Annotated in this window: 28 protein-coding genes and 1 pseudogene; 12 read left to right on the top strand and 17 right to left on the bottom strand. The window is 40.4% G+C overall.

The features are described from left to right. Window positions 1-40: 40 nt before the first annotated feature. From lpxD to rpsB, 11 genes and pseudogenes are all read right to left on the bottom strand, one after another. Entirely contained in the window at window positions 41-1,063 is a 1,023-nt protein-coding gene (gene lpxD, locus AL038_RS15305) for a UDP-3-O-(3-hydroxymyristoyl)glucosamine N-acyltransferase (RefSeq protein WP_062154259.1), read from the bottom strand. 28 nt (window positions 1,064-1,091) lie between these two features. After that, window positions 1,092-1,589: an OmpH/Skp family outer membrane protein gene (locus AL038_RS15300; protein ID WP_062155570.1), complete on the bottom strand. Its 498-nt coding sequence runs from the start codon at window positions 1,587-1,589 to the stop codon at window positions 1,092-1,094. 29 nt (window positions 1,590-1,618) lie between these two features. Further along, entirely contained in the window at window positions 1,619-3,934 is a 2,316-nt protein-coding gene (bamA, locus tag AL038_RS15295; RefSeq protein WP_062154257.1) for an outer membrane protein assembly factor BamA, read from the bottom strand. 137 nt (window positions 3,935-4,071) lie between these two features. Beyond that, window positions 4,072-5,421 (bottom strand): RIP metalloprotease RseP, encoded by a 1,350-nt coding sequence (gene rseP, locus AL038_RS15290; protein WP_062154255.1) that lies wholly within the window; start codon window positions 5,419-5,421, stop codon window positions 4,072-4,074. Between the two features lie 53 nt (window positions 5,422-5,474). Beyond that, the gene (gene ispC / locus AL038_RS15285; RefSeq protein ID WP_062154254.1) at window positions 5,475-6,659 is read right to left on the bottom strand and encodes a 1-deoxy-D-xylulose-5-phosphate reductoisomerase; all 1,185 of its coding nucleotides are present in this window, start codon (window positions 6,657-6,659) and stop codon (window positions 5,475-5,477) included. Beyond that, on the bottom strand, window positions 6,659-7,483 hold the full coding sequence (locus AL038_RS15280; protein ID WP_062154252.1) for a phosphatidate cytidylyltransferase: 825 nt from the start codon (window positions 7,481-7,483) through the stop codon (window positions 6,659-6,661). The genes ispC and AL038_RS15280 overlap by 1 nt, the downstream gene beginning before the upstream one ends. Continuing rightward, a pseudogene (locus AL038_RS15275) lies at window positions 7,455-8,225 on the bottom strand (isoprenyl transferase); the annotation flags it as partial. The pseudogene AL038_RS15275 and the gene AL038_RS15280, both read right to left, overlap by 29 nt. A 47-nt stretch (window positions 8,226-8,272) precedes the next feature. After that, entirely contained in the window at window positions 8,273-8,830 is a 558-nt protein-coding gene (frr, locus tag AL038_RS15270; protein WP_062155568.1) for a ribosome recycling factor, read from the bottom strand. A gap of 14 nt (window positions 8,831-8,844) precedes the next feature. Next, entirely contained in the window at window positions 8,845-9,573 is a 729-nt protein-coding gene (gene pyrH, locus AL038_RS15265) for a UMP kinase (RefSeq protein ID WP_062154248.1), read from the bottom strand. A 101-nt stretch (window positions 9,574-9,674) separates the two neighbouring features. Then, complete coding sequence (tsf, locus tag AL038_RS15260) at window positions 9,675-10,553, bottom strand: translation elongation factor Ts (RefSeq protein WP_062154246.1); 879 nt, start codon at window positions 10,551-10,553, stop codon at window positions 9,675-9,677. 82 nt (window positions 10,554-10,635) lie between these two features. Continuing rightward, window positions 10,636-11,394: a 30S ribosomal protein S2 gene (gene rpsB, locus AL038_RS15255; protein ID WP_062154245.1), complete on the bottom strand. Its 759-nt coding sequence runs from the start codon at window positions 11,392-11,394 to the stop codon at window positions 10,636-10,638. Between the two features lie 318 nt (window positions 11,395-11,712). Here rpsB and map point away from each other — a divergent pair, with 318 nt between their 5' ends. Further along, complete coding sequence (map, locus tag AL038_RS15250; protein WP_062154244.1) at window positions 11,713-12,477, top strand: type I methionyl aminopeptidase; 765 nt, start codon at window positions 11,713-11,715, stop codon at window positions 12,475-12,477. Between the two features lie 87 nt (window positions 12,478-12,564). Here the strand turns inward: map and AL038_RS15245 are convergent, their stop codons facing one another. Together AL038_RS15245 and AL038_RS15240 are read right to left on the bottom strand one after the other, a co-directional pair. Next, window positions 12,565-13,977 carry a VWA domain-containing protein gene (locus AL038_RS15245; protein WP_062154242.1) on the bottom strand — a complete coding sequence of 471 codons (1,413 nt, stop codon included), beginning with the start codon at window positions 13,975-13,977 and terminating at the stop codon, window positions 12,565-12,567. Window positions 13,978-14,043: 66 nt separating this feature from the next. After that, on the bottom strand, window positions 14,044-14,619 hold the full coding sequence (locus AL038_RS15240) for a TerD family protein (RefSeq protein WP_062154240.1): 576 nt from the start codon (window positions 14,617-14,619) through the stop codon (window positions 14,044-14,046). A gap of 512 nt (window positions 14,620-15,131) precedes the next feature. On the opposite strand from AL038_RS15240, the gene AL038_RS15235 reads away from it, so the two are divergent. The 4 genes from AL038_RS15235 to AL038_RS15220 all read left to right on the top strand — a co-directional run bounded on the left by AL038_RS15235 (window position 15,132) and on the right by AL038_RS15220 (window position 16,675). Further along, the gene (locus AL038_RS15235) at window positions 15,132-15,551 is read left to right on the top strand and encodes a hypothetical protein (protein ID WP_145917117.1); all 420 of its coding nucleotides are present in this window, start codon (window positions 15,132-15,134) and stop codon (window positions 15,549-15,551) included. A gap of 3 nt (window positions 15,552-15,554) precedes the next feature. After that, the gene (locus tag AL038_RS18630) at window positions 15,555-15,920 is read left to right on the top strand and encodes an IS630 transposase-related protein (protein ID WP_062154092.1); all 366 of its coding nucleotides are present in this window, start codon (window positions 15,555-15,557) and stop codon (window positions 15,918-15,920) included. Continuing rightward, window positions 15,907-16,377, top strand: a complete 471-nt coding sequence (locus tag AL038_RS18625) for an IS630 family transposase (RefSeq protein WP_106405021.1) — start codon at window positions 15,907-15,909, stop codon at window positions 16,375-16,377. Before AL038_RS18630 ends, AL038_RS18625 begins: the two co-directional genes overlap by 14 nt. Before the next feature lie 79 nt (window positions 16,378-16,456). Further along, a complete protein-coding gene (locus AL038_RS15220) occupies window positions 16,457-16,675 on the top strand; it encodes a nucleoside/nucleotide kinase family protein (RefSeq protein WP_062154236.1) in 219 nt (72 codons plus the stop codon). Between the two features lie 37 nt (window positions 16,676-16,712). Here the strand turns inward: AL038_RS15220 and folK are convergent, their stop codons facing one another. The 4 genes from folK to hda all read right to left on the bottom strand — a co-directional run bounded on the left by folK (window position 16,713) and on the right by hda (window position 19,405). Further along, complete coding sequence (gene folK / locus AL038_RS15215; RefSeq protein ID WP_062154234.1) at window positions 16,713-17,219, bottom strand: 2-amino-4-hydroxy-6-hydroxymethyldihydropteridine diphosphokinase; 507 nt, start codon at window positions 17,217-17,219, stop codon at window positions 16,713-16,715. A gap of 1 nt (window position 17,220) precedes the next feature. Beyond that, the gene (folB, locus tag AL038_RS15210) at window positions 17,221-17,577 is read right to left on the bottom strand and encodes a dihydroneopterin aldolase (RefSeq protein WP_062154232.1); all 357 of its coding nucleotides are present in this window, start codon (window positions 17,575-17,577) and stop codon (window positions 17,221-17,223) included. A 101-nt stretch (window positions 17,578-17,678) separates the two neighbouring features. Beyond that, window positions 17,679-18,686, bottom strand: coding sequence for a tail fiber protein (locus AL038_RS15205; RefSeq protein ID WP_062154230.1), 1,008 nt, complete (start codon window positions 18,684-18,686; stop codon window positions 17,679-17,681). Next, entirely contained in the window at window positions 18,668-19,405 is a 738-nt protein-coding gene (hda, locus tag AL038_RS15200) for a DnaA regulatory inactivator Hda (RefSeq protein ID WP_062154228.1), read from the bottom strand. Before hda ends, AL038_RS15205 begins: the two co-directional genes overlap by 19 nt. A 211-nt stretch (window positions 19,406-19,616) precedes the next feature. On the opposite strand from hda, the gene AL038_RS15195 reads away from it, so the two are divergent. From AL038_RS15195 to AL038_RS18615, 7 genes are all read left to right on the top strand, one after another. Next, window positions 19,617-20,480 carry a PD-(D/E)XK nuclease family transposase gene (locus tag AL038_RS15195; protein ID WP_062154226.1) on the top strand — a complete coding sequence of 288 codons (864 nt, stop codon included), beginning with the start codon at window positions 19,617-19,619 and terminating at the stop codon, window positions 20,478-20,480. Between the two features lies 1 nt (window position 20,481). Then, window positions 20,482-21,348 carry an Rpn family recombination-promoting nuclease/putative transposase gene (locus AL038_RS15190; protein WP_062154224.1) on the top strand — a complete coding sequence of 289 codons (867 nt, stop codon included), beginning with the start codon at window positions 20,482-20,484 and terminating at the stop codon, window positions 21,346-21,348. Window position 21,349: 1 nt separating this feature from the next. Next, complete coding sequence (locus AL038_RS15185; RefSeq protein ID WP_062154222.1) at window positions 21,350-22,201, top strand: PD-(D/E)XK nuclease family transposase; 852 nt, start codon at window positions 21,350-21,352, stop codon at window positions 22,199-22,201. Between the two features lies 1 nt (window position 22,202). Then, window positions 22,203-23,042, top strand: a complete 840-nt coding sequence (locus AL038_RS15180; RefSeq protein WP_062154220.1) for a PD-(D/E)XK nuclease family transposase — start codon at window positions 22,203-22,205, stop codon at window positions 23,040-23,042. Window positions 23,043-23,120: 78 nt separating this feature from the next. After that, complete coding sequence (locus tag AL038_RS15175) at window positions 23,121-23,651, top strand: PD-(D/E)XK nuclease family transposase (protein ID WP_062154218.1); 531 nt, start codon at window positions 23,121-23,123, stop codon at window positions 23,649-23,651. A 28-nt stretch (window positions 23,652-23,679) separates the two neighbouring features. Further along, window positions 23,680-24,045 carry an IS630 transposase-related protein gene (locus tag AL038_RS18620; protein ID WP_062154092.1) on the top strand — a complete coding sequence of 122 codons (366 nt, stop codon included), beginning with the start codon at window positions 23,680-23,682 and terminating at the stop codon, window positions 24,043-24,045. Next, window positions 24,032-24,502: an IS630 family transposase gene (locus AL038_RS18615; RefSeq protein ID WP_106405021.1), complete on the top strand. Its 471-nt coding sequence runs from the start codon at window positions 24,032-24,034 to the stop codon at window positions 24,500-24,502. Before AL038_RS18620 ends, AL038_RS18615 begins: the two co-directional genes overlap by 14 nt. The last annotated feature ends 4 nt before the right edge of the window (window positions 24,503-24,506 follow it).

The raw sequence follows: 24,506 nt of genomic DNA, 5'->3' as shown, positions 1-24,506 counted from the left end.
GGTATTGTGCGGTTAGTGTAACCACAATTATGTTGTTTTATCATTTCAGCGTTTTTTCTAAAGAGGTTAGACGTTTTGCCATTTCATCAAGTTGTTTAAAACGATGATAGTTTCGATGCCATTGATGATTTAGCTCTAGCGGTGTGCCCGACGAGTAAACGCCCGGTGCGAGGATAGATTGTAGAATGATAGAGCCACCTGTAACATGAACATGATCAACAATTTCTATATGTCCAACAATGCCCACGCCGCCCGCAATCATGCAATAACGCCCAATTCGAGTGCTACCTGCAATTCCTACACAACCTGCAATCGCAGTGTGTTCACCAATATGAACATTGTGTGCAATTTGAATTTGGTTATCGAGTTTTACACCACGTTCAATAATGGTATCTTCTAACGCGCCTTTATCTATGGTGGTGTTTGCACCAATTTCTACATCATCACCAACAACCACCCCCCCCAGTTGAGGGACTTTAATCCATTCCCCTTGGTGGTTAGCCAAACCAAAACCATCCGCACCAATAACGGCTCCCGGTTGGATAACAACACGCTTTCCAAGCTGAGTGCCTGTACAAAGTGTTACTTGTGCAATCAGTTGCGTATCAGCACCAACGTGTACGCCTTCACCAACCACGCAATGCGCACCAATAAAAACGTTATCACCAAGGATGGCATTGGCTTCAATAACGGCATGTGCACCAATATATCCGTTTTTACCCAAGGTAGCCTGTGGGCTTACCCAAGCTGTTGGGTGAATCCCGACGGGTTTAACTGGCGGTGGATTGAATAGCGTTGCAGCTAGTGCATAACCCAAATATGGATTATTCATTAGCAATACAGGTACAGGACAGTCAGTATGATCTTTAGCCGTAATAATGACTGCAGCTGCTTGTGTTTTAAGTAGCTCAGCACGGTAACGACGATTAGAGAAAAAACTCACTTCTTGCGAAGTCGCCCGTACAAGAGAGTTTATCCCACTCACTACGGTTGACGACTCTGCACCATGTAGTTCTGCTCCAATCGTTGTTGCTAGTTCAGCAAGACTTATGGAAACGGACATATTCTCAGCAAAGGTGAGTTTTTAGAAATTATTTTTTCTTCAGATTACCTAAAACTTTTTCGGTAATATCAACTTTTCCACTTGCCCACACCACCCCATCACTGAGGATAAAATCATAGGCTTCTTCACGCGCAATGGTTTGAACAACTTCTACAATTCTTTTTTGCAGTTTGTCTAATTCTTCACTACGACGAATATTATAGTCTTCACGGAATTCGTCTTGTTCGCGGCGTAAATCCCGACGTTTGGCAGCAATATCACGTTGTAAGTCACGGTTTTCAGCTTCGCTCATAATTGCACCATCTTTGGCTAAGCGATCTTCTAAACGGCGTAGTTCTTGTTGTGAGCCTTGCAACTTTTTCTGCCGTGTCGCAAATTCTGCTTCTAGGCGTTTGTTCGCATCAGCGACTTGTGGGGCGGATTCCATGACGCGCACAGCGTTTACAAAACCAATTTTTAGTTCAGCAAAAGCGGACGAAGATATAAGACTGCATAATAAACCAGTGATAAGATAAAACTTTTTCAAGGGAAACTCCATACAATGACTTGTCAATGTTAAAAATTAGTACCAATTGAGAACTGAAACGCTTGGGTTTGATCGCCTTCTTTATCATTTATTGGATAGGCTAAGCTAAATGTTAGAATGCCTATGGGTGAAATCCAAATTGCACCAAGTCCTGTTGATGCGCGTAATGTAGATACATCAAAATTTTCATTTTGACCATAAACATTACCAACATCCATAAATGCAGATACACGTAAGGAGCGGAGGTCTTCTGCAAAAGGAACGGGTAAAAAGAGTTCTGCATTACCCACCACTTTTAAGTTTCCCCCCAGCGGTCTGTCATTAGAATCTAAAGGACCTAATGTATTTTCCTTATAACCACGTACAGTACGGGGACCACCCGCAGTATAGTTTTCAAAAAATGGTAACTCATCATTATCGCCGTATCCGTTACCATAAGCAACCTCAGCCTTGGTTGAGAAAACATAATTCTTTATCAGCGGATATAACCACTGTTGGCGGTAGTTGAGTTTGTAGTAGTTTAAATCGCTAAAGGGAATGGATATCTCTGCACCGACAGATTGATACATGCCACTATCTGCAAACACTGCACGGTTACGGGTATCTCGCGCCCAGCTTGCTGTTAAACGATAGGAGTCGTAAGTATCGCCATTTTTTTCTATAAAGTCAAAGACTTCTGTTGCACTAGATTCTGTGGTTTTCAGGGTTGTGTTATCAAAATCTAAACCTAACCGAATGCTATTAAACTCGGTAATTGGAATACCATAAGTTAAGTTCGCACCATAAACATCAGTGGTATAACGGCTTAAGTTGGCCTCTTCTGCATCAGTTGTGCGGTAGAATAATCCAAAACCACGACTAACACCGTCAACATCTGCGTAAGGATTGAGGTAGGAAAAACTATATACTGTACTGACTTGGCTATTATTTACCGCCGCACTGACATGTCGACCAGAGCCTAAAAAGTTGTCTTGTGAAATACTGGCATTAAGTAAAATCCCTTGGGTTTGAGAGAAGCCTACCCCTGCCATCAGTGACCCTGAAGATTTTTCTTGTACGGTATAGTTGATGTCAACTAAGTCATTGGTATTTGGAACTAATGGTGTTTCTACGTTGACGCTGTCAAAGTAGTTGAGTAATTCTAAACGTGTTTGGGAGCGTTTGACGGCACGGGTGGAAATGTAACCGCCTTCCATTTGTCGCATTTCGCGCCGTAATACCTCATCACGAGTTTTCGTGTTGCCTTGAAAGTTAATTCGCCGCACATATACCCGTCGTCCGGGGTCAACAAAGAAATTGAGTGCAACGGTTTTATTCTCTTTGTTTATGTCAGGAACGGTATTAATCGTTGCGAAAGCATAGCCTTCATCCCCAATCCGTTCAGTAATCGCTTCCGTACTGCTGGTAATTTCTTTACGTGAGAAAACGCCACCTGATTTAACCAACATTTTTGCCATGAGTTCTTCTTGTGGCACAATCAAGTTTCCCACTAATTTTATTGAGGATACAGTATATTGCTCACCTTCACTCAGGCTCACGGTGATATAAACGTCTTTTTTATCAGGTGTGATTGATATTTGGGTTGAGTCGATATTAAAGTTGATATAGCCACGGTCAAGGTAGTAAGCGCGTAAGGATTCTAAATCTGCGGAGAGTTTTTGCCGTGAATATTGGTCATTACTGGTAAAGAAAGATAACCAGCCTGTTGTGCCTAATTGCATCTGATCAAGCAAGGTTTTATCAGGAAAAGTCTTATTGCCAATCAGATTAATTTGTTTAATCTTCGCAACAACCCCTTCAGAAATTTTTAAATCAATCGCAACGCGACTGTCGTCAAGCGGGGTAACAGTGGTGTCAATTTGTACCGCATATTTGCCTAGACTGAAATATTGACGTTGCAATTCTAATTTAACCCGTTCAAGCGTTGCTTTATCAAATACCCGACCTTCGGCAAAGTTAATAGACTTTAAGGCACTTTTTAAATCTTTAGTTTCAATACTGCTGTTACCTTCAATATTGATTTGGGAAATCGCAGGACGCTCTTCCAATTTAACGACCAATATATTTCCGTCGCGCGCCAGTCGTACATCATTGAATAAACCCGTTTTAAATAGTGCGGTGATAGCATTATTGGTCTTTTGTGAATCAACCCGCTCGCCTATTTGAATGGGGAGATAGTTGAATACCGTGCCAGATGTGGTGCGGGTAAGTCCTTCTAGCCGAATGTCTGTTACAGTAAAAGGCTCAAAAGCCCATGCGGATAATCCGTAACCAGAGAGGAGAACCCCCATGTAGAGGGGAAATCGAAGGCGTTTAAATTGCGTAATAAGAAGTCGAATGTTCATTCAATCGGCGGTGGGTTGTGAAGTGTTTATCCGTATAATCGGCGTTAAGTCACTAGTGAAGGTTTTGCACCATTATCTAATGACGTGATCTTGATAATCAACAAGCAGATTTAATCTGCCATTTTATTCTCAATCTATTAGCCAAACAGCCGTCCTAAATCATTAAAAATCGCAAGCCCCATTAAACCAACAAGGAAGCTCATCCCTATGCGATAAAAGAAAAATTGCGTTCCTTCACTGACAGGACTGCCTTTAAACCATTCTAAAAGATAAAACAATAAATGTCCGCCATCTAGCGTCGGAATAGGCAGTAGGTTAATAACCCCTAGGCTAATACTAACCATCCCCAAAAAAGCTAAAAAGGTGATAATACCATTATTGGCCGATAAACCTGCATATTGTGCAATGCTGATAGGACCACTGATATGTGATGGCGAGACTTCCAAGAACAGCATTTTACCCAGTAATCGCAAAGAGAGGATAGTAACATCCTTGGTTTTAACCAGTCCTTTCCATACGGATTCAAACAAACCATAGTATTCAGTTGTTAAATATTCTTCAGGAATAACGACTTCTGGCGCGTAAACCCCCATTCGTCCAACACCATTAATATTATCAGGGGTCAATGTTAAGGTTTGACGTTCTCCATCACGTTCTATTTCTGTCATGATGGGCTGATTGGGATGAGCTGTAACATATTTTGCCCAAGCTAACCAATCCGTTACTTTTTGCCCGTCCTGCGACAAAATTTTATCATTCTCTTGTAGTCCAGCACGTTCTGCTGCACCATCCGCCACGATTTTACCCGCCTGCGCAGGGGGAATAATGCGAAAAGGTACAACCCCCAGCCGTTCAAAAAATTGTCCTTCCGCTATTTCATCTAACGAAATTTCACTACTTGCAACTGTCAACTGCCGTTCGTGCATACCTTCTGTTTGCACGGTATAAATACTGTCTTCTTGGTCTAACATGGCGGGCAAGGTTGCTTGCAATACGGTTTGCCAATGGGCTGTGGGTTTGCCATTTACCGCTGTAATCTGATAACCCGCTTGTAATCCTGCTCGAGCGGCAATGCTGTTGGGGGCGACCTCACCAACAATGGCTTTTATGTCGGTAATACCAAATTGATAAATAATGGTATAAGCAAAAATGGCAAACAAAAAATTAAATAGGGGCCCTGCAAAAACAATCGCCGAGCGCACCCATAGTGGTTGACGATTAAATGCTCGATGCACTTCAGCAGTCGGCACTTCACCTTCTGCCTCGTCTAACATTTTGACATAACCACCCAGTGGGATGGCTGCAATTGCAAATTCAGTTTGGTCTTGTCCAAGACGGCGCGACCATAAAATATTCCCAAAACCAATCGAGAAACGTAGAATTTTCACGCCTAAGCGTTTGGCAACCCAATAATGCCCAAATTCGTGTACGGTGACTAGCACACCAATTACAACGATAAACGCCAACAGGGTTTGGAGTAACCACATATCATCTATCCAATTATCAAAGTAATGACACGAAGTATGAGGGCTGATAGGGTTTACTGCAACTTATCCAACCATTCAGTTGCCCATACACGGGCTTGCGTGTCGGCAGCTAACACGTCTGCTAGCGTCTTAACTTTTCTGATGGTTATATTTGCTAACGTATTTTCAATCAATTTCGGAATCATTGTAAATTGAATGCGATGGTCTAAAAATGCTTGAACTGCAATTTCATTGGCGGCATTTAACACGGTAGTTGCCGTTTCACCTATGCGCATGGCCTCATAGGCAAGTTGCAAACAAGGAAATTGTCCATCAACGATGGGTTCAAAATCTAACCGTGCAACATCAATTAAATTCAGTGGTTCAACACCTGAGGTGATTCGTTCTGGATAAGCAAGCGCATGGGCAATGGGTGTGCGCATGTCGGGATTGCCCAATTGTGCCAATACTGAGCCATCAATATAAGCAACCAGAGAATGAATAACACTTTGGGGATGTAAAACAACATCTATAGATTCAGTTGTAGTATTAAATAACCAGCAGGCTTCAATGACTTCTAAGCCTTTATTCATCATAGTTGCTGAATCTACCGAAATTTTGCGCCCCATTTTCCAATTAGGATGTAAACAGGCTTGTTCGGGCGTAACACGGTCTAATTGTTCTAAAGGTGTTTTACGAAAAGGTCCGCCTGATGCGGTGAGGAGAATTTTACGCACCCCTAAGCGGTCTAACTGTCCAACTTGCTGAAAATGTGCGGGCATACATTGGAAAATAGCATTGTGTTCGCTATCAATGGGTAACAACTCGGCCTTTGTATCGCGCACTGCCTGCATGAATAAATGACCAGACATCACTAAGGCTTCTTTATTAGCCAATAATACCCGTTTGCCTGCTTGTGCCGCCGCTAAAGTCGGTAATAAACCCGCTCCCCCCACAATTGCCGCCATCACCATCTGCACATCAGGCAATTGGGCTACAGTGACCAACCCTTCTACGCCACTTAATACCTCAACCGTAGAATTTAAGGCGTTTAGATGGGTAACTAATTGTTCTGCTGCATTAGCATCAACCATAACAGCGTAACGTGGTGACCATTTAATACATAGTTGCAGTAACCGTTCTACGCTTTGATTTGCAGTAATCGCAATAACTTGGTATTTATCAGGATGTTGACTAATAACGTCAAGGGTGTTTAAGCCGATTGTGCCTGTTGCCCCTAAAATACAAACACCTGCCATTATAAACTCCCCACAATGAAGAGACTCATTACAAAAATTGGCGCAGCCGCAGTTAAGCTATCAATCCTGTCTAATACACCACCATGTCCCGGTAATAATTGCCCGCTGTCTTTAACCCCTGCTTTACGCTTGAACAGGCTTTCAAGTAAATCACCTAAAATAGAGGCAATAACAGTGAGTAAGGCAATCAATAACAATAAAATTATTGCAGATACGGTTAAATTTTCTAATAAACTGCCAAAAATCAGCGTAACGCTTAAACTCAAGACCAATGCGCCCCAAACACCCGCCCATGTTTTTCCTGGACTGACCTTATCCGCTAGCTTAGTTTTTCCCCATTGCCGTCCCGCAAAATACGCCCCTGTATCTGCTGCCCAAATCAGCACTAATAAGAACAATACCCAACGTCCACCCCGTCCCGCATGTAACATCCATAACGCACACCAAGCAGGTAATAGTATCCAAATCCCCAGTGCCGTTTTAACTTGACGTTGCATAGGCAAATAATCTTGTCCTTGCTGATATTGCCAAACCCACCACAGCGCAATTAACCAGCCAACACTCGCAACACTCACAAACCAACCCAGCATGATTGTTTGTGCTTGTAAACCGAAGTAAACCAGCCCCATCAATACTGCAAATAATCCCGTATAAATGCCCTTGTGATGTGGATTTGTCCAACCGCTTAAACCTGCCCACTCCCAAGCCCCTAATAACACAAATAAACCAAGTATTAAGGCAAAAAATGGTGTGGAAAAATATAAAACACAAATAACCAATAAGGGAATTAACAGACTAGCGGTTAGAATTCTTTGCTTGAGCATCTTTTTCAACCTGATCGCCTGTGCGTCCGAATCGACGTTGACGAGTTGCAAATGAGTTTAAGGCTTGTTGAAAAGCGTTGGCATCAAAATCAGGCCATAAAGCATCCGTAAAATACAACTCGGTATAAGCCAATTGCCAGAGCAAAAAATTACTAATCCGTTGCTCACCACCTGTGCGAATAAACAAATCAGGCTCAGGTAAATCGGCAAAAGACAAACGCGCTGTCAGCAAGGTTTCATTAATTTCTTGAGGCGTTAATAAGCCTTGTTCAACCTGATGCGCTAATTGACGGCTCGCTTGGGTAATATCCCAACGCCCGCCATAATTCGCAGCAATAACTAAGACCAAACCCGTATTATGTTGAGTTTGCTCTTCTGCTGTACGAATCAGCGTCTGTAACTTGTCAGGGAAAGCAGTACGTTCACCGATAATGCGCAAACGAATATTATTGGTATGGAGTTTTTTAACTTCGTTTTGTAAGGCAAACATAAACAGCTCCATCAGCAAACTGACTTCCTGTTCAGGTCTGCGCCAATTCTCACTACTAAACGCAAACAAGGTTAAGACATCAACCCCTTGTTCTGTGCAACAACGCACAATTTTTCTAACAGTTTCGACACCTGCACGATGTCCTGCAATTCGTGGTAATAAACGTTTTTTTGCCCAACGTCCATTACCGTCCATAATAATCGCCACATGCCGTGGCACTTGAGCAAGTTTTGTCATAAGTTTTGTGCGTTGTTGATGCGATTCGCAGAAGAGGCGATATTACATCCGCCACCACAGCATTAAACTTCCATTAACTCGGTTTCTTTATCCGTCAATTGTTTATCCAAAACTGCAATATACTTGTCCGTTAATTTCTGCATACTCTCTTCGCCACGTCTTTCATCATCTTCTGACAAAGAACCTTCTTTCTTCAAGCTCTTTAATTCTTGAATAGCATCACGGCGAATATTACGTACAGCAACTCGTGCATTTTCAGCTTCATGGCGTACAATCTTTACTAAATCCCGTCGCCGTTCTTCTGTCATGGGAGGTAATGGGACACGCAACACCGTCCCCAAATTGGTTGGATTTAACCCCAAATCGGAATCCCGAATGGCTTTTTCCACCGTAGATAACATATTCTTTTCCCAAGGTGTAACACCTAAGGTACGATTATCTAACACTGTAATATTAGCAACCTGCGTAATAGGGGTCGCGTTTCCATAATAAGGAACTATCACGTGATCCAATAAACTGGTATGCGCGCGACCTGTACGGATTTTAATAAATTCGGCTTTGAGTGCTTCGATGCTTTTTTGCATCCGCTCTTCTGCATCGGACTTTATCATTTGTAGCATTTCACTCATTTGGATTATTCCTCGCTATAAATCAATGTACCTTCATCAGCACCTGTTACTGCACGTAATAACGCACCAGGTTGCCCCATGTCCAGCACACGTAAAGGCATTTTATGATCACGACACAAAACAACCGCAGTGGTATCCATCACACCTAACTGGTTGGCTAGCACTTCATTATAAGTTAAACGGGTAAAGCGTGTCGCATTAGGGTTTTTCTTCGGGTCGGCGGCATAAACCCCATCAACCTTGGTTGCTTTAACCATCAAATCAGCATTAATTTCTATCGCACGTAAACTCGCGGCTGAATCAGTCGTAAAAAAAGGATTGCCTGTGCCTGCGGCAAAAATAACCACCCGCCCTTTTTCTAAATGGCTAATCGCCCGCCGACGTGTATAGTCCTCACACACCGCATCAATACGAATAGCTGACATCACTCGTGTATGTACATCGACTTTTAACAACGCATCCTGCATAGCAAGCGCATTAATCACCGTTGCCAACATGCCCATGTGGTCAGCCGACACGCGGTCGATACCATTCGCGGTCAAACCCGCACCCCGAAAAATATTTCCGCCACCAATGACTAAACCAACTTGTACTTGTAATTGCACAATATCACGGATTTCTAAGGCTAACCGCGCAATAATTTGCGGGTCAATCCCATAGCCAATATTCCCCATTAAAGCTTCACCACTGAGTTTTAAGAGGACACGGCGATAAGCAGAAGTCAATTCAGACATTTGGAAAAATACCGATTATCTTGATCAAGAAAGGTGAATATCTGTCACCCGCATCAAACACATATAACGGATGACAGTTATAAAGAGGTGACAAGCGCGTATTAATTACTAACCGCTTTCACTTGTTGCATGACTTCATCAGCAAAGTTTTCGACTTTCTTCTCAATACCTTCGCCAACTTCAAAACGGACAAAACTTGCGACAGTTGCTTTCTTAGCCCCTAACAATTTTTCAACTGTTTGGTCAGGGTCCTTCACGAAAGGCTGTCCTAATAACGTGATTTCCTTTAAGAATTTTTGCACACGACCGCCAACCATTTTTTCAATAATATCAGCAGGTTTACCACTTTCTTGTGCTTGTACGATGAAAATTTCTTTTTCTTTCGCAATTAATTCAGGAGCAACCTGTTCAGAAGAGACACAAACAGGACGACTTGCCGCAATGTGCATTGCAATATCACGTGCTAAGTCAACATCACCACCCCGCATATCCACTAACACACCAATGCGTGTGCCATGTAAATAAGCACCAATCACGCCACTAACAGGAATGAGGGTAAAACGACGAATAGTCATATTTTCGCCAATCTTTACAACCAACTCGCGCCGTCTTTCATCAACGGTTTTACCATCATCCAACTTTGTGGCAGCTAACGCATCTAAATCAGCTGGTTTGCTGACTAATGCACTGCTAGCAATACTTTCGCAAAACGCCTTGAACTCATCGCCTTTTGATACAAAATCAGTTTCACAGTTGACTTCAAGAATGATGGCATTTTGTGCATCTTGCTTAATAACGACTAAGCCTTCAGCAGCAACACGTCCCGCTTTTTTATCCGCCTTAGCCTGCCCTGCTTTACGCATTGCCTCAATGGCAACTTCAATATCACCATTGTTTTCCGTTAAGGCTTTTTTACATTCCATCATTCCCGCACCAGTCCGCTCACGCAGTTCTTTAACCAGTGCCGCTGAAATTGTCATATCGAGTAACTCCTTCAACCAAAAAAAATAAAAAATTCGGGTAAAAGGGAAGCATTACACTTCCCTAATACAAAAAAAACGCCTATTCCGCTACTTGTTCTTGCGTGCTGGTCGTTTTCTCTTCTTGCACTTCTACAAAATCATCTTCACCAGGTAACAAGCCTGCTTGACGACTTTCAAGGATAATATCGGCAATACCATTAGCATATAAACCAATAGCGCGAATTGCGTCATCATTACCGGGGATAACATAGTCAATATTGAGTGGGCTAGAGTTACTATCCACGACACCAATCACAGGAATACCCAATTTCATGGCTTCGCTAATAGCGATTTTTTCATAGCCAACATCGATAACAAACAGAGCGTCGGGCAGACCACTCATGTCTTTAATTCCGCCTAAACTGCGCTCCAATTTTTCTACATCACGATTAATGGATAACGCTTCTTTCTTAGTCAGTTGGTTAATTGTGCCATCATTAATCATCGCTTCTAAATCTTTCAAGCGTTTGATAGAAGACTTTACAGTCTTATAATTGGTCAACATCCCGCCTAACCAACGACGATTAACATAAGGCATTCCACAACGCAACGCGGCTTCTTTAATAGGGTCTTGTGCGGCGCGCTTAGTGCCAACAAACAGGATATTACCCTTTCTTGCCGCTAACTTACCGATAAAATTAGACGCATCATTGAACAAACGAACCGTATGCTCAAGATTGATAATATGGATTTTATTACGCGCCCCGAAAATATACGGAGCCATTTGCGGATTCCAATAACGGGTTTGATGACCAAAATGCACACCCGCTTCCAACATTTGACGCATTGAAACTGACATTCTAAAACTCCAAAAAATAAAGGTAGGGTTAATCCTCCATACATCCCATAGATTGACTCCACAAGGAAGCACCCCAATATATGTGCCGATGTATGTGCGATGTGACAAGCATTTAACCTGTCGATGAGAATTAAAGTATGGTTGTCCTCTCAAAAAAGACAACGGAACAATGAAGTGAAAAAACTTCCCGAAACGACTATTTTAGCGTATAACTGCAAGTTTTAATATTTATTATTCGGAAGTGTTTTACCTCATAACAAAGCGCGTGCTTTATACCACATAAGGCACAAGACAACAATCTGTATTCGTATAAAAATTATGGCAGTCACAATTAAAACCCAACCAGAAATTGAAAAAATGCGTGTTGCTTGTCGACTCGCAGCAGACGTGCTAGACATGATTGCGCCTTATATTCAAGTGGGTATTACCACCGATGAAATAGACCGTATTTGTCATGACTACATGGTCAATGTGCAAAAAGTTATTCCTGCACCGCTAAACTACAAAGGTTTTCCCAAATCTATTTGTACTTCCGTTAATCACCAAGTTTGTCATGGCATTCCCAACGACAAAAAATTAAAATCAGGTGATATTGTCAATATTGATATTACAGTGATTAAAGATGGCTATCATGGTGATACCAGTAAAATGTTTATTGCAGGCGAACCCAGTGTTCGCGCAAAACGCCTTATAGACATCACCTACGAATGCCTATGGATAGGTATTGCCCAAGTAAAACCAGGAAATTACCTAGGTGATGTTGGGTCTGCCATTCAAAAACATGCTGAATCACATCAATTTTCTGTTGTTCGTGAATACTGTGGTCACGGCATTGGACGACTCTTTCACGAAGAACCACAAGTATTACACTACGGCACCCCCGGCACGGGCGAATTATTACGCCCCGGTATGATTTTCACCATTGAACCCATGATTAATGCGGGCAAACGCCATGTAAAGCTCTTACCTGATGGTTGGACGGTGGTCACAAAAGACCATAACCTATCCGCACAATGGGAACATACGGTTTTAGTCACAGAGGAAGGGGTTGAAGTACTAACGAAGCGGGCTGAAGAAAGGTAATTGATAAAACAGACTTTCGCCGATTAATTTTTTCAGCTTTAAAAGGCGAAAGTTTTATAAAAAGAATTAGCTTTAATACTAATGAGATTAACGTAACACACCCACTTTCTTTGCCTCAATAAGCCATTGCGGAAACTCATTTAATAAACGGTCATACAACTCTTTATCAGAAATCCGTTTAATATCATCTAAAGCAAAAAAGTTACAATTATCTACTTTTCTGCCACGCATCTTGTCAAAACGTTCCAAAATGCCATAATTGCTTCCTCCTAAACCGACAAACTGCCAGAAAATAGGATAGTGAGAAGATTCTACCAATAACTTTTCAATCTGGTCATCATATCCAACCCCACCATCACTGATAAAAATAACATAAACAGGTAACTTAGACACTCTGAATGTACTAATAATATCGCGCATAACAACAGGTTCATTATTCGAATAGGCGTTTAAATGGTACATCCATGATGACCAGCCACCCCATTCACGTTTTACATAATCTTTCACATTTTTCAATGTAACCGCAGATAATTGTTTCTGTTTTTTTGCGAATGCCCATGTTTCTAATTTGCCATCATCATCAAAGTGCAATGCTAATGGAACAACTTTATCAACAACCAATTGCACATCACCCTTTTCGTATTGGCGACTCATAGACCCAGATGCATCCAATACTAAAACAACACTTGCCACAATATCCTGTAGATTTTTCTTTTCTAAAGAAACCATCAATGTTTTCGCTAAATTAACCAAATGCGGTGCTTCTTTTTCAATCTGTTTTTCTAAAGAAACTAACTTTGCCTTTTTTGGGACAGCGGTAGTTGTTACGGATGTTTCTACTGTCGGTTTAGGTGTCGCAGTTTTCTCTGTCATGCGACCCACTAACGCACTAAAACCTTTACTAATATTTTCACCTAATTTTCCTATAATATCCGCTGGTGGAGGCTGTATTACAGCTTCAACATTTTCCTCAGAGGTTGCCTCTTCACCGCCAAAATGCTTCAATAATGCGCTCAATCCACCATTAAACCCCTGTCCAACAGCAGCAAATCGCCAAACATCTTTAAAATATAACTCCCCAACCATAATCGCTTTTTCTGCGTCAAAATCAGCCCCTGTAAAACTAAAACGAGCGATTTCACGTTCGTTTTCCAAAAGCCGTAAATAACTTTGCTGAAGTTGCGACATACTACCCTGACCATCAATCGTCATCGTAAAAACTAATTTACGGATAGTTGCGGGTAATTTTGCTAAATCTATCTGAAACTGCTCATTATCCCCTGCTTGAGAACCCAAACTAGTTAAAGAACCACAAGGTGAATTTTTCTGATTATAAAAAATAAAATAACGGTCATCAGAGAGCTTATCTTGCGCATCAATACCAAAACAAGAAATATCTATTGTCATTCCTGAAGGTATATTGGCGACTAACCCAACTGTTATTTGCAACAAACTTGTTAAGTCGACTAACTTGATTTTTTGTCCACGCTGTAATTGCATCGCTTTAGGCTCAGAAAATAAAAAGATGCGCCTTTTTAATTAAAAAAGCGCACCTTTTTTAGTGGGTTAGATATTAACACCATAATTTTTAGCTAAGGGAGCTAACCCGCCTTTAAACCCTTGCCCAACCGCCCGAAACTTCCACTCGCTTCCACTACGATAGATTTCGCCAAAAATCATAGCCGTTTCGATACTCATGTCTTCGGACAAATCAAACCGTGTAATTTCTCGATTATTATCCTGATTAACCACACGAATTGCTGCTGACTGTACCATCCCAAAATTTTGTTTGCGTGCATCAGCATCATGAATCGTCACTGCAAAAGCTAATTTATCGACATCAGCAGGAATATGGGTTAAATCAATCTTAACCGCTTCATCATCCCCATCCCCTGCACCCGTCCGATTATCACCTATATGTTCCACAGACCCATCAGATGATTTTAAATTGTTGTAAAAAATAAAATCGCCATCACCGCGCACTTTGCCACTGCTACTTAACATAAACACGCTGGCATCTAAATCAAATGGCTGACCATCTGTTGCACGTGCATCCCAACCCAAACCAACAAGTACCTTCTTTAAGCCAGGTTCTTCTTTACTTAAAGAAACATTTCCACCTTTGGATAGACTGACTGCCATGTTTTACTCCTTAATTGTTAAACACACATGAATTTATATAACGATAGATTTTAAATATTGGAGTCAATCTCATACAGATTAATCCCAAATTAGAAAAGCGGTTTTCGCAAATAATGGTGTGTATTTGTTGATTTGATACAGCAAAAAATTGGTAATTACCTTGTAAATAAACTAAACCGCTTGCACACCACATACTAAATACAACAAAATTCTCTATTGCATTTCTAATACACTATTACTTAAGAGAGATGATTTCTAAGCAAATTTCAGGGACATAATTGAACGGGTCTTATTCTAGCGGATGTTGCTGAAAAAAATGATGTGAACCCCAAACTACATCAGCTACTTTAACACCTTGAGTGGTTTGAATGGCACATTCCGTGATGCTTTCCAAAAGTTGCCATTAAACCAACCAGTTTGCTTTGTAATCATCTCTGTTTATTAGATGCGGGCGACATTTCAATTTTATAGGGTAAATTTTGCAAATTGGATGAAGCTAGAACTTCCAACTATTGCATGAAGAAGGAGATAAAATCACTTTGCCGTTGCGGGCTTCTCGTCCTTTACGTTGTGGAGAGACAGGAAAGGAAAAATATTTGGAGCAGTTAAATTTATCGGATGAGCAGTGCTTGTTATTGTGGGATTTAGGGACGGTCGCTCGTGGATTTAAGCTGTTGGTGTATCCACAAACGGAAGTCTTAGGTTATGGATGGATATGGATGAATTCGCCAGAAATAAGGAAAGCATTGCAGAGGTTAGCTGAGTTATTGGAAAGTATTGAGTATTGTATTATTGAAGTTTATTCAGGTGTTTATTTTCGTTTAGCTTTACCAGCAAACTCGATTTTTTTCGATGAGGATAATTATGTATATGATTTATCTGAGCAGGTTATTAAAGGTAAATATAGTAACCGTATTTTAAAAAGAGAATAAGAAATGACCTATTCAATAGATTTCCGTAAAAAAGTATTAAAAGTGAAACAAGAAGAAAATCTCACCCTAGCAGCGGTAGCGAAACGCTTCCAAATAGCCATCGCAAGCGTCGTCAGGTGGAGCAAAGTATTGGAAGCCAAAGGAACACGTAACAGACCAACTAAAATAGACATGGAAGCCCTAAAACAAGATGTTGCATTATATCCCGATGCTTACCATTATGAACGCGCAGCCCGTTTTGGGATTACGGAAGGCGGGATTCGCCATGCGTTAAAACGTCTAGGGATTAGCCGTAAAAAAAACCCTCAAACATCCCAAAGCCAACCCCGAAGCACGGCAAGTCTTTCAAAACAAAATGAACCGTTATAAACAATCTGATAGGCAAATTGTTTTTATCGATGAAAGTGGTTTTGCTCATGATATGCCACGCCGTTTTGGTTATGCCCCTATCGGCAAACGTTGCTCTGGCACGCAAGATTGGAATGCAAAGGGACGTACTAATGTCATCGGGGCTTTGCTCAATTTTTGTTTATTAACGGTCTCTTTAGTTTCTGGGGCGATTAATTCCGATGTCTTTTTCGCTTGGATAACCCAAGACTTACTTCCTAAACTCCCTCAGAATTCTGTGATTGTGATGGATAACGCCACTTTTCATAAACGTAGTGACATTCAGCAGGCTATTTTAGACGCTGGGCATCTCTTGGAATATTTACCGCCTTATTCGCCTGATTTAAATCCTATTGAGCATAAATGGGCTCAGGCTAAGACTCTCCGTAAACAACAACATTGTTCTATTGATGAGCTCTTTTTACTGAATTCTATTTAATCTTTTTATAGTACTGTTGCTATATTTGTTACGGGTAGAAAGTTTGTTTGTAGAAACGCCATTTGCTCGAGTGGAGAGTATGACAGTCTCAGCGGAGAGTATTTCTAAAACAATTTTTAATGATATTAAGGAAATGGAGAAAAAACCAAGTGATGAGGGAAAAGCGATTAATGATAGGATACGTCGGGCAGTGGAGGATAAATTAAATTTAAAAAGTATCGGTTTACGTCGTTTAGTACGTGGGGAATGGAAGTTATGTTCTTTGGTTTGTAAGCCTAAAAATGTTGCTAACAGATAACATTGCCATCTGTAATGTTATCTGGTTTAGACTTAAACTAATCAGCTAGTAACGCAATATCCACCTTCCATAAGGCTTGTTTTTCCTTCCCTTGAAAGTTATCCCATAGTTCTGCATAGGTTTTGCCTAAAATGGGGTGTTTAAGGGTTGGGATGAGTTCAGCAAGGGGAAGCAGTACAAAGGCGTATTTCTCAATCTCGCCACGTGGGACTTCCACTTTATTTGCTTTGTCTTGTAACACCAAGTTATCATAAAGGATTAAATCTAAATCTAGGGTTCTTGCCGAATAGCGTTGTCCGTCGCGAGTCCGTCCATGACGGGCTTCTATGTCGTGTAACAGTTGGTTGACTTGTTGCACTGTCTGTTTTGTTTCAAACGCTAAGACTAGATTGTAAAAATTCTCTCCTGTAAAACCCACTGCGGCACTTTCATAAACTGATGATAACTGCAATGTGCCATAATGTTGTTGTAAATCGGTTAATCCCGCGCGTATATGTTGTAACGGCTCTATATTGCTCCCTACACTGACATAAACTCGTGCCATTTTATATTTTTATCCCCCTTTCGATGATGATACCCACATCTCTCGCTCCTCTGACTGCACCTTGTTTGTTAAGTTGTAATCTGACCCAAGGTACTTGAAACTCGCTCAAAATAATTTCAGTGATGCGCTCAGCCAATGTTTCCACTAATTCAAATTCGCTGTGCGTCACAAAATCAATAATACGTTTGGCGACCGCTTTATAATTTAAGGTGTCTTCAATATGGTCTGTGGCTGCCGCTTTGCATATATCGGTCGCCATTTCAATGTCTAATACAATGGTTTGTTTAACTTGTCTTTCCCAACCGTAAATGCCAATAACTGTATCTATGCGTAAATCACGTAGGTAGATGATGTCCATGTTATCGCTATGTATGCGTTAAAGGGGGATTATTGATAGTTGTTAAACCAACTATCAGGCATTGGTTTTAGTGAAAACCATTATTGAAAACAACCTATTTATTAGTATTTTATAAAATAAACAACGGCATAATTTTTAGGGCGTGCTTCTATATTGCCACTCATCTCGGTTAATAAATTATGTTGATGCTCACCACCAATAGGCGTTACAAAGGTGTGTCTATGCTCACCGTCTAAGCTGGTATTATAAGTCTCGCCATCGTCGACTTCATTAGTCATTGCCCGACGTTCTATCCAGCTTTTAGTGGTGTACCAAAAACCCATTGCTTCGAGTTTATGACGATGTTCTCCCCCAAGGTCAGTCGTACCGCGATGTTGATGCACGCCTGCAGTGGTAGTTGTGCCTGTGTGTTGATGCGCTTTATTATCATCTTCTTGAAGCACACCTAATGCACGTTCTACATCTAATTGTCTGCCTAAATCTAAACCACGTAAAAATACACCGCGAAAATCGGGGAGATGGAAAGTTTGTTCCGTAGATACGCCATAAAGCGTGGAAATAGCAGAAAATAAAGCGGGATATTGTTGACGGGAAACTTCGCGTCCATCACAGAGTAGCCAACCAAGTTGTTGGAGGATTTGTTGTTGTTCGCTGTCGATATTGCCAGCGTAGCCAATGATTGTACCAGTGGGAACGTTGTAGGCGGTATTTTTTTTTAAGCCATCAACAATGTCTATTAACTTAGTAAGTGTTTGTTTTAGGCTAGTAATTTGCGCTAGCACTGCCGTATGCTGTTCAGCTTGCTTGTTGACTTTACCCAGTAATGTGTCGGCTAAACGATAGGCGTTATTAACCTGTGCGGTTAAATATAAATTCTGTTCAGTACTTGCATTGACAGCAGCGGCAAGAGTTGCACGCAATTCCTGATTAAGCTTATCAACGTATTGAGTACGGGCATACTGTTGGTCTAATTGCTGAAATTCGCGGGTTTCTAACGCATCAACCTGCATTGCAAGCGTATTTAGACGGTTATTAAATAACAGGTAACTCCCCAACATGGTGAGTAAAAAACTAACACCGATGGCAATGGTTATTTGTTTCCATGCCATGAAGCGTTATCCTGTAGTGAAACGACCGTATTTTGCACAAGATGGCGCACAAACGGCAAAGTGAGTTTACGACGATTAGATAAAGACTCATAATCCAATTGTCGCAACCATTTTAATAACGTGTTCATATCGCGGGGACAATGATGTATAAGGTATTGTGCTACTTTATCAGAGAGTTCCATGCCACGCCCTTTTGCATGTTTTTGTAAAGCTTGAAGCGTGCTTGCATCATCTAAGGGTTGTAGCGCGAATGCGCCGCCCCAGTTTAAGCGAGAAACTAAATCGGGAAGTTTTAAGCCCAGCTTATTAGGAATAGTATTGCCTGTGATAATCTGAGGAATGCCACTAGCACGTAGTTGATTATACAACCGAAACAAGGCTTCTTCCCAAAGCGGCTGACCTGCAACGGTATGAATGTCATCAAGACAAACCAAGTCGAGCGCATCCAACCCTTCCAAAATGTCAGGGCCAGACTGATAAAACAGGGCAAGCGGAAGATAAACGGGTCTGCCACCACGTTTAGCCGTTTGTTCACAAGCAGCTTGTAACAAATGACTTTTTCCAGTACCTGCTCCACCATAAATATATAAACAATTTTCCCATTCCCCATCAATTATCTGTTGTAATATATTAAAAACAGCTTGATTAGGTCCTGGAATATAGTTTGTGAAGGAGGCGGACTCTGGCAGACCTATACCTAAAGGCAGTTGAGTACTCATATCGGCATTTTATTATGCGCGAAAATTAGCGGGAAATAAAGCAACATTATCTTTAGCGAGAAATATATAAGTATAATTAAGATATTAGCAATACTAAATACAATTAAAATCTATTAAAAGTCTGATTTTCTCCGCGCAAAACTATATTACGTTGAGAATCCATCCTGTAATACAGAAAAATATCGAATTCGTGCCATTGAAGGAAAATTTTATGATAGAAGTAGCCCCCTTAAAGTTTGGTGTTGTCTTTAAACACGCTTTCAGTCAAGTTACCGTCTTTAAAAACTTTGTGAAAGACGTGATAGATATAGACATCAACATCGATAAAGTTCACACCGAGTATGAATATCCCACTCAAATTGGTTTTGTGAAAAGTAAATATGATTTATTCGCTGAAGATGTAGAAAAACGCATTATTGTAGAAATTCAGCATATTAAAGAAGAAGACTTTTTTGATAGATTTCTCTATTACCACTTAATCAGTTTAGTTGAACAAATTGGGACCTATCAGAAATATCAGTTTGAAAAAACCGTTTATACCATAGTGGTTTTAACCAGTCTCCCACGGGATAAAAGTGTGCAATTTAGTTGTGCTGTCAGTGATATGAGTCCGATTGATGAGCATGGTAAAAAGCATAATATCTATCCGCATCGTTTAATTTTCCTCTGCCCGCGTTTAGTGAATGAGGATACACCCGTGAATGTCAAAACGTGGTTAGAATTGATTGAAGATTCTTTAGATGGAAAGTTAGAGGAAGATAAATTCACGGCGCAGAAATTTAAAGACATCCTTAATGCCATTCATCAACAAAGAATAGACCCTGCATTATTGGCACAAATCAAAGATGAAGCCGCTTGGGAAGATGTGAAACGTGAAGAACGCAAAGAGGGTTTTGAAGCAGGTGTGCAACTGGGGTTGCAACAAGGATTGCAGGAAGGTGAGAAACGTGGTGAAAAACAAGGAGAACGACGTAAGGCACTTGAAACCGCTCAAAAGATGTTAAGTAAAGGGTTTAGCTTAAAAGAAGTAGTGGAATTAACAGGATTAAGCGAAACAGATTTAAAGGAATCTTAAAATGATAGAAGTAGCCCCCTTAAAGTTTGGTGTTGTCTTTAAACACGCTTTCAGTCAAGTTACCGTCTTTAAAAACTTTGTGAAAGACGTGATAGATATAGACATCAACATCGATAAAGTTCACACCGAGTATGAATATCCCACTCAAATTGGTTTTGTGAAAAGTAAATATGATTTATTCGCTGAAGATATAGAAAAACGCATTATTGTAGAAATTCAGCATATTAAAGAAGAAGACTTTTTTGATAGATTTCTCTATTACCACCTAATCAGTTTAGTTGAACAAATTGGGACTTATCAGAAATATCAGTTTGAAAAAACTGTTTATACCATAGTGGTTTTAACCAGTCTCCCACGGGATAAAAGTGTGCAATTTAGTTGTGCTGTCAGTGATATGAGTCCGATTGATGAGCATGGTAAAAAGCATAATATCTATCCACATCGTTTAATTTTCCTCTGCCCGCGTTTGGTGAATGAGGATACACCCGTGAATGTCAAAACGTGGTTAGAATTGATTGAAGATTCTTTAGACGGAAAGTTAGAAGAAAATAAATTCACGGCGCAGAAATTTAAAGACATCCTTAATGCCATTCATCAACAAAGAATAGACCCAGCGCTATTAGCACAAATCAAAGATGAAGCCGCTTGGGAAGATGTGAAACGTGAAGAACGTAAAGAGGGTTTTGAAGCGGGTGTGCAACTGGGGTTGCAGGAAGGTGTTCAACAAGGTTTACAGCAGGGCGTTCAACAGGCACATTTGGAAACAGCAAGAAAGATGTTAAAGAAAGGATTTGATTTAGAAAATATCGCGGAATTAACAGGCTTAACTGTGTCTGAATTAAGAAGTCTTTCCAAAGAGGAATCTTAAAATGATAGAAGTAGCCCCCTTAAAGTTTGGTGTTGTTTTTAAACACGCTTTCAGTCAAGTCACAGTCTTTAAAAACTTTGTGAAAGACGTGATAGATATAGACATCAACATCGATAAAGTTCACACCGAGTATGAATATCCCACTCAAATTGGTTTTGTGAAAAGTAAATATGATTTATTCGCTGAAGATATAGAAAAACGCATTATTGTAGAAATTCAGCATATTAAAGAAGAAGACTTTTTTGATAGATTTCTCTATTACCACTTAATCAGTTTGGTTGAACAAATCGGGACTTATCAGAAATATCAGTTTGAAAAAACTGTTTATACCATAGTGGTTTTAACCAGTCTCCCACGGGATAAAAGTGTGCAATTTAGTTGTGCTGTCAGTGATATGAGTCCGATTGATGAGCATGGTAAAAAGCATAATATCTATCCGCATCGTTTAATTTTCCTCTGCCCGCGTTTGGTGAATGAGGATACACCCGTGAATGTCAAAACGTGGTTAGAATTGATTGAAGATTCTTTAGACGGAAAGTTAGAAGAAAATAAATTCACGGCTCAGAAGTTTAAAGACATCCTCAATGCCATTCATCAACAAAGAATAGACCCTGCGTTATTAGCACAAATCAAAGATGAAGCCGCTTGGGAAGATGTGAAACGTGAAGAACGCAAAGAAGGCTTTGAAGCGGGTGTGCAACTGGGGTTGCAGGAAGGTGAGAAACGTGGTGTTCAACAGGGCATTCAACTTGCACATTTGGAAACCGCTCAAAAGATGTTATCAGATGGAATCCCCCTAGAAACTGTCTTGAAATACACAGGATTAAGCGAAATAGATTTAAAGGAATCTTAAAATGATAGAAGTAGCCCCCTTAAAGTTTGGCGTTGTCTTTAAACATGCTTTCAGTCAAGTTACCGTCTTTAAAAACTTTGTGAAAGACGTGATAGATATAGACATCAACATCGATAAAGTTCACACCGAGTATGAATATCCCACTCAAATTGGTTTTGTGAAAAGTAAATATGATTTATTCGCTGAAGATATAGAAAAACGTATTATTGTAGAAATTCAGCATATTAAAGAAGAAGACTTTTTTGACCGTTTTTTGTATTACCACCTAATCAGTTTGGTTGAACAAATTGGGACTTATCAGAAATATCAGTTTGAAAAAACCGTTTATACCATAGTGGTTTTAACCAGTCTCCCACGGAATAAAAGTGTGCAATTTAGTTGTGCTGTCAGTGATATGAGTCCGATTGATGAGCATGGTAAAAAGCATAATATCTATCCGCATCGTTTAATTTTCCTCTGCCCGCGTTTAGTGAATGAGGATACACCCGTGAATGTCAAAACGTGGTTAGAATTGATTGAAGATTCTTTAGACGGAAAGTTAGAAGAAAATAAATTCACGGCTCAGAAGTTTAAAGACATCCTTAATGCCATTCATCAACAAAGAATAGACCCTGCGTTATTAGCGCAAATCAAAGATGAAGCTGCTTGGGAAGATGTAAAACGTGAAGAACGCAAAGAGGGCTTTGAAGCGGGTGTGCAACTGGGGTTGCAGGAAGGTGTGCAACAAGGAGAACGACGTAAGGCACTTGAAACCGCTCAAAAGATGTTAAGTAAAGGGTTTAGCTTAAAAGAAGTAGTGGAATTAACAGGATTAAGCGAAACAGATTTAAAGGAATCTTAAAATGATAGACGTGGCCCCTTAAAGTTTGGCGTTGTCTTTAAACATGCTTTCAGTCAAGTTACCGTCTTTAAAAACTTTGTGAAAGACGTGATAGATATAGACATCAACATCGATAAAGTTCACACCGAGTATGAATATCCCACTCAAATTGGCTTTGTGAAAAGTAAATATGATTTATTTGCTGAAGATATAGAAAAACGCATTATTGTAGAAATTCAGCATATTAAAGAAGAAGACTTTTTTGATAGATTTCTCTATTACCACCTAATCAGTTTAGTTGAACAAATCGGGACTTATCAGAAATACCAGTTTGAAAAAACCGTTTATACCATAGTGGTTTTAACCAGTCTTCCACGGGATAAAAGTGTGCAATTTAGTTGTGCTGTCAGTGATATGAGTCCGATTGATGAGCATGGTAAAAAGCATAATATCTATCCACATCGTTTAATTTTCCTCTGCCCGCGTTTAGTGAATGAGGATACACCCGTGAATGTCAAAACGTGGTTAGAATTGATTGAAGATTCTTTAGACGGAAAGTTAGAAGAAAATAAATTCACGGCGCAGAAGTTTAAAGACATCCTTAATGCCATTCATCAACAAAGAATATAGTAACCGTATTTTAAAAAGAGAATAAGAAATGACCTATTCAATAGATTTCCGTAAAAAAGTATTAAAAGTGAAACAAGAAGAAAATCTCACCCTAGCAGCGGTAGCGAAACGCTTCCAAATAGCCATCGCAAGCGTCGTCAGGTGGAGCAAAGTATTGGAAGCCAAAGGAACACGTAACAGACCAACTAAAATAGACATGGAAGCCCTAAAACAAGATGTTGCATTATATCCCGATGCTTACCATTATGAACGCGCAGCCCGTTTTGGGATTACGGAAGGCGGGATTCGCCATGCGTTAAAACGTCTAGGGATTAGCCGTAAAAAAAACCCTCAAACATCCCAAAGCCAACCCCGAAGCACGGCAAGTCTTTCAAAACAAAATGAACCGTTATAAACAATCTGATAGGCAAATTGTTTTTATCGATGAAAGTGGTTTTGCTCATGATATGCCACGCCGTTTTGGTTATGCCCCTATCGGCAAACGTTGCTCTGGCACGCAAGATTGGAATGCAAAGGGACGTACTAATGTCATCGGGGCTTTGCTCAATTTTTGTTTATTAACGGTCTCTTTAGTTTCTGGGGCGATTAATTCCGATGTCTTTTTCGCTTGGATAACCCAAGACTTACTTCCTAAACTCCCTCAGAATTCTGTGATTGTGATGGATAACGCCACTTTTCATAAACGTAGTGACATTCAGCAGGCTATTTTAGACGCTGGGCATCTCTTGGAATATTTACCGCCTTATTCGCCTGATTTAAATCCTATTGAGCATAAATGGGCTCAGGCTAAGACTCTCCGTAAACAACAACATTGTTCTATTGATGAGCTCTTTTTACTGAATTCTATTTAATCTT

Origin of the sequence: Beggiatoa leptomitoformis, from assembly GCF_001305575.3 — a bacterium.
Lineage (GTDB): Bacteria > Pseudomonadota > Gammaproteobacteria > Beggiatoales > Beggiatoaceae > Beggiatoa > Beggiatoa leptomitoformis.
Note: the sequence above shows the minus strand (reverse complement) of the source record. Positions and strands in the feature narration are given on the sequence as shown.